This window comes from Propionibacterium cyclohexanicum, assembly GCF_900111365.1.
GTDB lineage: Bacteria > Actinomycetota > Actinomycetes > Propionibacteriales > Propionibacteriaceae > Propionibacterium > Propionibacterium cyclohexanicum.
Genome location: NZ_FOGZ01000056.1, coordinates 1 through 1,452, shown reverse-complemented (window position 1 = coordinate 1,452; position 1,452 = coordinate 1). Strand labels below are relative to the sequence as shown.

The window sequence follows — 1,452 nt, the reverse complement described above, 5'->3', positions numbered from 1 at the left end:
GGCTCTTCCCAGATGAGGGTGTAGGCGACGCAGCAGCCGTGGTGGGAGGGCGCGGCGCGTCGGTGCCCGGATAGTGGCCGAGGCCTTCCGAGGATGGAAGTTCTCACACTGCCCATCCAGGAAGACCTCGACGTGCCTGACGCTACCTTCGCGACCCCTGATGTGACGACTTTCTGCCGCCTCGACGAGCTCGGTCTCGTGGTCGTGGGCCAGCAGGTGGAGCCGGACCGCGCGGTGCTCCTGTGCCGCGTCGAAGAGGACGATGCGGCGCGCTGGTGCCGGCGCTGCGGCTGCGAGGGGAGGGCGCGGGACACCGTCACCAGGGAGCTGGCCCACGAACCGCTGGGGTGGCGGCCGACCACGCTGTTGCTCACGGTCCGCCGCTACAAGTGCACCGGCTGCGGGCACGTCTGGCGGCAAGACACCACCCGTGCCGCCGAGCCCCGAGCGAAGCTGTCCCGGACCGCGCTGCGGTGGGCGCTGGTCGGACTCGTCTGCCAACACCTCACCGTTGCTCGCCTCGCCGAAACTCTCGCCGTCTCCTGGGACACAGCCAACGCCGCTGTGCTGGCCGAAGGCCAGCGGCTCCTGCTGGACGACCCGACCCGATTCGATGACGTGAAGGTGATCGGCGTCGACGAACACGTCTGGCGTCACACCCACCGCGGCGACAAGTTCGTCACCGTCGTCATCGACCTCACCCCGGTCCGCGACAAGACCGGGCCATCGCGGCTGCTGGCCATGGTGGAGGGCCGCTCCAAGGAAGTGTTCAAGACATGGCTCGCTGCCCGGCCCAAGGCCTGGCGCGACGGCCTCGAAGTCGTCGCCATGGACGGGTTCACCGGCTTCAAGACCGCCACCACCGAAGAGCTCCCGCAGGCCGTCGCCGTCATGGATCCCTTCCACGTCGTCCGCCTCGCCGGCGACGCCCTCGACCGCTGCCGGCGCCGGGTCCAGCAAGAACTGCACGGCCACCGCGGCCGCAACACCGACCCGCTCTACAGATCCCGACGCACCCTGCACACCGGCGCCGACCTGCTCACCGACCGCCAGACCCAACGCCTCACCGCCCTCTTCGGGGACGACGACCACGTCCAGGTCGAAGCCACCTGGGGCATCTACCAGCGCATGATCGCCGCCTACCGACACCCCGACCGCACCGCAGGCCGACAGGCCATGAGCAACCTCATCACCAGCCTGACCTCCGGCGTCCCCGCCGCGCTCACCGAGCTCGTCACCCTCGGCCGCACTCTGTCCAAGCGGGCAGAGGACGTCCTGGCCTACTTCGACCGACCCGGCACCAGCAACGGCCCCACCGAAGCCACGAACGGCCGACTCGAACACCTCCGCGGCTCCGCCCTGGGCTTCCGCAACCTCACCAACTACATCGCCAGAAGCCTGCTCGAGACAGGCGGATTCAGACCCCAACTACACCCTCGATTGGGATGAGCC

1 protein-coding gene is annotated in these 1,452 nt (G+C 69.3%); it reads left to right on the top strand.

What is annotated here, in order from left to right; genetic code table 11:
* The first annotated feature begins 132 nt into the window (after window positions 1–132).
* Window positions 133–1,449, top strand: a complete 1,317-nt coding sequence (locus BMX93_RS12605) for an ISL3 family transposase (protein ID WP_041291415.1) — start codon at window positions 133–135, stop codon at window positions 1,447–1,449.
* The last annotated feature ends 3 nt before the right edge of the window (window positions 1,450–1,452 follow it).